The organism is Phenylobacterium sp., from assembly GCF_035944335.1.
In the GTDB taxonomy this organism is placed as follows: Bacteria; Pseudomonadota; Alphaproteobacteria; order Caulobacterales; family Caulobacteraceae; genus Phenylobacterium.
Map to the genome: position 1 here is coordinate 1 of NZ_DASZBG010000008.1, position 5,827 is coordinate 5,827.

Here is a 5,827-nt window from a genome sequence, read left to right on the forward strand (position 1 = left end):
CGGGTCAGCGCCTCCACGGCGCCCGGCGCCGGCTCGATCTCGGCGCACTGGGTGGCGAAGAACTCGTCGAACAGCGCCCGGCCGCTCTCCAGGTCGAGATGCTCGGCCGCGCCGCGGGGATAGATGTTCTGGAACAGGGCGAAGCGGTCGATTCGGAAGTCATAGCCGCGGGCGTCGAGGAATCCGCCAAAGCCCTTCATGAACAGCCCCAGCACCTCGTCCACATCCACGATCACCAGCGGGCGGTCGCGGGAAATCCCAAGCTTTTCAAGGCTGGGGATCATGAGGGCGGCGGGTTCGGCCAAGGGCGCTCCGGACGCGGCTAACGAAGTTTAAGGATATCCCTGTGATCAATGCTGGAAAGGTGGGGGAAGGCGCTTTCGCGCCCTAAGTCCCCGCCATAACAGCGCCGGGTCGGGAATGGCCAAGAAGGTCCTCATCGTCGAGGATAACGAGCTGAACATGAAGCTCTTTCATGATCTGCTCGAAGCCCAGGGGTACGAGACCCTCCAGACCCGCGAGGGTCTGCAGGCGCTTGCGCTGGCGCGCGAGCACCGCCCCGACCTGATCCTCATGGATATCCAGCTGCCGGAGATCTCGGGCCTCGAGGTCACCAAGTGGCTGAAGGAAGACGACGAGCTGGCGCACATCCCGGTGGTGGCGGTGACCGCCTTCGCCATGAAGGGGGACGAGGAGCGCATCCGCGAGGGCGGCTGCGAGGCCTATATCTCCAAGCCCATCTCGGTCTCGCACTTCCTGGACACCATCCGCCGGCTCCTGGACTAAGGCCCATGTCCGCCAGGATCCTCGTGGTCGACGACATCGAGGCCAACGTCCGGCTGCTCGAAGCCAAGCTCGCCTCCGAATATTACGAGGTCATCACCGCGGCCGACGGGCCGACGGCGCTGGCGCTGGCCGCGGCCGAGAAGCCCGACATCGTCCTGCTGGACGTGATGATGCCCGGCATGGACGGCTTCTCGGTCTGCCGCCGGCTGAAGGACGACGCCGAGACGCGGCACATCCCGGTGGTGCTGGTCACCGCCCTCGACGGCCGGGCCGACCGGGTCGCGGGGCTGGAAGCCGGCGCCGACGAATTCCTCACCAAGCCTATCGACGATGTCATGCTGTTCGCCCGCGTGCGCAGCCTGACCCGGCTCAAGGCGGTGATCGACGAACTGCGCGAGCGCGAGGCCTCGGGCCGGCGCATGGGCGTCATCGCCGGCGCCCACGCCCGGCTGGGCGGGACCGGCGGGCGCATCCTGGTGGTCGACGACCATGCCCGCCAGACCCAGCGGGTGCTGGCCGAGCTTTCCGTCGAGCACCGCCCCATCGTCGAGACAGACCCGGAGAAGGCCCTGATGACCGCGCGCGGCGCGGTCGACCTGGTGATCGTCAACACCGACGCGCGGGGGTTCGATGGCCTGAGATTCGCCGCGCAGATCCGCTCCGACGAATCCACCCGCAGCCTGCCGGTGCTGGCCATCGTCGATTTCGATGACCGCCCGAAGGTCGTGAAGGCGCTGGAGATCGGGGTGAACGACATCCTGGCCCGGCCCATCGACCCACAGGAGCTGGCGGCCCGCGCCCGCACCCAGATCCGCCGCAAGCGCTACACCGACTACCTGCGCGACAACCTCGACCATTCCCTGGAGCTGGCGGTCACCGACCAGCTCACCGGCCTGCACAACCGCCGCTACATGCAGGGCCGGCTCGATGCGCTCGCCAAGCGCGCCTCGGCTGGCGGCGAGCCGGTGGCCTGCCTGGTCATCGACATCGACCACTTCAAGAAGATCAACGACAGCTTCGGCCATCAGGTGGGCGACGACGTGCTGCGCGAGTTCGCCGTGCGCCTGGCCTCCAACGTGCGGGCCATCGACCTGCCGGTCCGCTACGGCGGCGAAGAGTTCGTGGTGGTGATGCCCGACACCCGCCTGGAGGACGCCCACCGCATCGCCGAGCGCATCCGGCTGCATGTGGCCGGCTCGCCGTTCCGCGTGCTGGGCGGCGAGGAGCTGCTCAGCGTCACCATCTCCATCGGCGTGGCCGCCAGCCTGCCCGGCGAGGAGGCCCCGCAGCCGCTCCTGCGCCGCGCCGACGAGGCCATGTACGAGGCCAAGGCCGCCGGCCGCAATCGGGTCATCGCCCGGGCGGCGTAGGTCGGCGACGAGGGGACGTCGGTCGCTAGGAATACCGAAGCACCGGAGCGCGACCCTGCTGCGAGGTGGTATCACTGCAAGGTCGAAGGTGAGCACTTTCAGGCGTCCAGCGGAGCGCATGACCTCTCGACGGTGATCGGCATATTCAGAGCTTGGGTCGAGCGGGAAAAACCTTGAGCGATGCTATTCGCACAGGGTGGATAGCGGTCGTTGGCGCTTAGGTTGATCTCGCGCCCTTGACCTGACTTTACCGATCGGAGCGCAAGAGCGCACGGAGCCCAGCATGCCGCGCGACGACCTTCCGCTCCTGACCTTCCCCGACGCCGAGGCGCTGCGGCGGTGGCTGGATGCGCAGGGCGAGGGCTCGCCGGGCGCTTGGCTCAGGTTCGCCAAGGCCGGCGCGCAGGAACCGACGGTGAGCAAGTCCGAGGCCATCGACTGCGCGCTCGCCTATGGCTGGGTGGACGGTCAGCTGGGGCGCGTCGACGAGCACTATTTCAAGACCCGCTTCACCCCGCGGCGGCCGAGGAGCGCCTGGTCGCAGGTCAATCGCGAGCGGGTGGAGCGCCTGGAAGCGGCGGGCCTCATGCATCCCCGCGGGCGGACGGAGGTCGACCAAGCCAAGGCGGACGGACGGTGGGCGGCGGCCTATGCCGGCCAGGCCAAGGCCGCGCCGGAGGCCGACCTCACGGCTGCGCTCGACGCCACACCGGCGGCGCGCGCGCTGTTCGACGCCCTGGATTCGGCCAACCGCTACGCGATCCTCTACCGGGTGCAGCAGGCCAAGACGCCGGAGACGCGGGCCGCCAAGGTCGCGGAGATGGTGAGCATGCTGAGCCGGGGCGACACGATCCACCCGCGCAGAGCCAAGCGCGCGCGCCAGCGCAGCGGCTAGGCCCGAAGGTCCCGGCGATGTTCTTCGTGCGGCCGCGCAAATGTCGGGAACCGAACATATGACGCGGCGTTCCCAAGGGTGGAAGGGCCCGCACGCTGCGCTCCATTGGGAAGGCAGTGCGCGCAGGGCAATCTCAGGTCATGCATATCGTAGGGGTTTCCGCGCGCCGGACGGCGTCGCGACGACGCGTCATGGGATTGGCGGTCGGCGCGGTGGCTGTCGCTGCGATGGCGGAGCGCTCGATCGCGGCTGCCGCGAAGAAGCCTCAAAAGGCCGTCGACTACCAGGATCACGCCAAGGGCGGGAAGAGCTGCAACAGCTGCAAGGCGTTCCAGCCGCCATCGAAATGCAAGACCGTCGATGGCTACGTCGAGCCCGCCGGCTGGTGCAACCTCTATGAGAAGAAGTGATGGCCGCCCTTCAGCGGCTGACGTCGGTCCTGCGCCGACTGGGCCGGGTCGGCCTCGCCCCGTTGTTCGCCCTAGGGTTCAGCGGTCTGGCCGCCGGGTCCGCCCTGGCGGTGCCCTCCTTCGCCATCCAGACCGACCATCCCTGCCAAGCCTGCCATGTGGGCGGTTTTGGGCCACAACTCACGCCCTACGGCCGTGATTTCAAGCTGCACGGCTATATCGAGCGGGCCGGCCCCTGGAATGTGCCGTTCTCCGCCATGGCGGTCGCTTCCTACCTCCGGACCTCGAAGGATCAGGCCTCCCCGCCCGCGAATGGTTTTTCGACCAACAACAATGCCGCCCTGGATCAGGTGAGCCTGTTCCTCGCCGGCGGCCTGGGCCCGCACCTGGGCGGCTTCGTTCAGACCACCTATGACGGCGTCGCCAAGGCCTGGTCGTGGGACAATCTTGACCTTCGCGCCACGACCGTCACCCATATCAAGGACACCGAGGTCGTCCTGGGGCTGGGCCTCAACAACTCGCCGGGCGTACAGGACGCCTGGAATACGCTTCCGGCGTGGGGCTTCCCCTACACCCGCTCCGCGCTGGCCCCATCTCCGTCGGCCTCTCCGCTCTATCTCGGCGGCCTCGCCCAGAAGACCCTGGGCGCGTCGGCCTACGCCTGGATCAATTCGGCGGTCTATGTCGAGGTCGCGGGCTACGGGTCGCCGAACCGGTCGTCGCTGGCAAGGCTGGGCGCCGATCCGTTCGCCCCCGGCGACATCAAGGGGCTGGCGCCCTATGGCCGCGTCGCGCTGCAAGGCAAGGTCGCCGGCGGCACGGTCGAAGTCGGCGCCTTCGGCATGCGGACCGATATCCATCCGGGCCGCGACCGCCTGACAGGAGCCACCGACCGCTACGACGACCTGGGCCTCGACAGCTCCTATCAGAACGCCCTCGACAGCGGCGACGTCCTCAGTTTCGACGCGCGGATTCTGCGAGAACGGCAAACTCTCAGCGCCACATGCGCCCTGATGGGGCCCGTGGGGCCGAACTGCGCCGACGCGCGCCTCACCGACCTTCGCGCCGACGTCTCGTATTACTGGCGCGACAAGGTGGGCGCGACCATCGCCCTGTTCGACACCTACGGACCCGCCAACGCAGATCTCTATCCCGACAACCGCACGCTCAAGCCCGACAGCAGCGGTGTGACCCTGCAACTCGACGGCACGCCCTGGGGCGAAGGCAAGAGCCCGCTCGGCCCGCGCTTCAACATGCGGGTCGGCGTCCAGTACACGCTCTACAGCCGCTTCAACGGCGCCAGCAAAAACTTCGACGGCGCCGGCGCCAACGCCTCCGACAACAACACCATGAGAATTTTCGCCTGGTTCGCCTACTGAGCGCCACGACCCTCGAGGGCGGACCCTCCGAAGGTCCGCCGCTCAGCCCTTCGGCGTCACGAACTGCGACAGCACCAGGCGCGGCTGGTCCGTGGCGTTGGGCGCGCCGGCGTGCAGGGCGCGGGGGTGCATGAGATAGAGGTCGCCGGGTTCGCCGGTCATCTCCTCGACCTGCACGGCGACGCCGGCGACGGTGGTCTCGCGGTCCATGAAGCGCTGCGTGCGGTCCTCACGGTCCGAGCGGCTCGTCAGCTCGGCGATCCAGGGATATCGCGCCGCCAGCCGCTGGCGCATGTCGCCGGAGCGCACGGTTTCGCCGGCCTCATCGGCGATGGCCTCGACGATGCGGTGCGAGCCGGTGGCGACGACGGTGCCACCGCCCTGCGGGGCGAGCGGGCCGAGGATCAGGAACAGGCGTGCGACCATCGCGCGCCGCGACGCGGGTTCGCCGGGGCCGTCGAGGTGCCAGTTCCGGTGGGGCAGGGCCCAGGGCCCGGGCGTCGGGAAGCAGGTGATCGGCTGGCCCCAGTGCGCGGGCTCGGCCCAGCGGCCCTGACCCATCAGGTCGTCGAGCAGGCGGCGGACGGCCGGCGCGGCCATGCCATCGAAGGCGCCGGAGGCCTGCACCGCCTGGAAGCCGAAGATGCGCTCGGTGGTCCAGGTCGCGGGATCCTCCCGGCGGACGCCTTCGCGGCGCTCGAGGTCGGCCCACAGCCGGTCGGCCATGGCCTCGGCCGCGCGGCGGGGCAGGGCGGCCTCGAAGCGCACCAGGCCGCGGGTCTCGAAGCGCTCGCGCGCGGCATCTGTCCAAAGGGTAGCGGCGGTGGCGGCCATGGCTGTCCCCATACGAAAAACGCCCGGCCGAGGCCGGGCGTCTTCAAATGAAAACAGCCGGTTGGCCTGATTACTTGATCTTGCCTTCGCGGAATTCCACGTGCTTGCGCACCACCGGATCGTACTTCTTGAGCACGAGCTTGTCGGTCTTGG

At 68.9% G+C, this 5,827-nt stretch carries 7 protein-coding genes and 2 pseudogenes; 6 read left to right on the forward strand and 3 right to left on the reverse strand.

Going from position 1 to position 5,827, the window contains the following annotated elements:
- Positions 1-305, reverse strand: a pseudogene (locus VGT80_RS01280) (hypothetical protein); the annotation flags it as partial.
- 115 nt (positions 306-420) lie between these two features.
- Here VGT80_RS01280 and VGT80_RS01285 point away from each other — a divergent pair.
- The 6 genes and pseudogenes from VGT80_RS01285 (at position 421) to VGT80_RS01305 (ending at position 4,840) form a co-directional block, all read left to right on the forward strand.
- Entirely contained in the window at positions 421-786 is a 366-nt protein-coding gene (locus VGT80_RS01285; protein ID WP_111529315.1) for a response regulator, read from the forward strand.
- 5 nt (positions 787-791) lie between these two features.
- The gene (locus VGT80_RS01290; RefSeq protein WP_327452213.1) at positions 792-2,156 is read left to right on the forward strand and encodes a PleD family two-component system response regulator; all 1,365 of its coding nucleotides are present in this window, start codon (positions 792-794) and stop codon (positions 2,154-2,156) included.
- A 45-nt stretch (positions 2,157-2,201) separates the two neighbouring features.
- Positions 2,202-2,333 (forward strand): annotated as a pseudogene (locus VGT80_RS18600) (Imm53 family immunity protein); the annotation flags it as partial.
- Between the two features lie 106 nt (positions 2,334-2,439).
- Entirely contained in the window at positions 2,440-3,051 is a 612-nt protein-coding gene (locus VGT80_RS01295) for a YdeI/OmpD-associated family protein (RefSeq protein WP_327452214.1), read from the forward strand.
- A 191-nt stretch (positions 3,052-3,242) separates the two neighbouring features.
- Positions 3,243-3,461 carry a hypothetical protein gene (locus VGT80_RS01300; RefSeq protein WP_327452215.1) on the forward strand — a complete coding sequence of 73 codons (219 nt, stop codon included), beginning with the start codon at positions 3,243-3,245 and terminating at the stop codon, positions 3,459-3,461.
- Complete coding sequence (locus VGT80_RS01305; RefSeq protein WP_327452216.1) at positions 3,461-4,840, forward strand: hypothetical protein; 1,380 nt, start codon at positions 3,461-3,463, stop codon at positions 4,838-4,840. Before VGT80_RS01300 ends, VGT80_RS01305 begins: the two co-directional genes overlap by 1 nt.
- Before the next feature lie 42 nt (positions 4,841-4,882).
- On the opposite strand, the gene VGT80_RS01310 is transcribed toward VGT80_RS01305, so the two are convergent.
- Together VGT80_RS01310 and rpmG are read right to left on the reverse strand one after the other, a co-directional pair.
- Positions 4,883-5,674: a phytanoyl-CoA dioxygenase family protein gene (locus tag VGT80_RS01310; RefSeq protein ID WP_327452217.1), complete on the reverse strand. Its 792-nt coding sequence runs from the start codon at positions 5,672-5,674 to the stop codon at positions 4,883-4,885.
- Between the two features lie 70 nt (positions 5,675-5,744).
- On the reverse strand, positions 5,745-5,827 hold an 83-nt coding region (gene rpmG, locus VGT80_RS01315; protein WP_327452218.1), incomplete at its 5' end, for a 50S ribosomal protein L33.

What these genes read in the sequence shown, in the direction of transcription:
- VGT80_RS01305 (WP_327452216.1), top strand. Translation starts at nt 3,461, where the DNA reads ATGGCCGCCCTTCAGCGGCTGACGTCGGTCCTGCGCCGACTGGGCCGG.
- VGT80_RS01290 (WP_327452213.1), top strand. Translation starts at nt 792, where the DNA reads ATGTCCGCCAGGATCCTCGTGGTCGACGACATCGAGGCCAACGTCCGG.
- VGT80_RS01310 (WP_327452217.1), bottom strand. Translation starts at nt 5,674, where the DNA reads ATGGCCGCCACCGCCGCTACCCTTTGGACAGATGCCGCGCGCGAGCGC.
- VGT80_RS01300 (WP_327452215.1), top strand. Translation starts at nt 3,243, where the DNA reads ATGGGATTGGCGGTCGGCGCGGTGGCTGTCGCTGCGATGGCGGAGCGC.
- VGT80_RS01285 (WP_111529315.1), top strand. Translation starts at nt 421, where the DNA reads ATGGCCAAGAAGGTCCTCATCGTCGAGGATAACGAGCTGAACATGAAG.
- VGT80_RS01295 (WP_327452214.1), top strand. Translation starts at nt 2,440, where the DNA reads ATGCCGCGCGACGACCTTCCGCTCCTGACCTTCCCCGACGCCGAGGCG.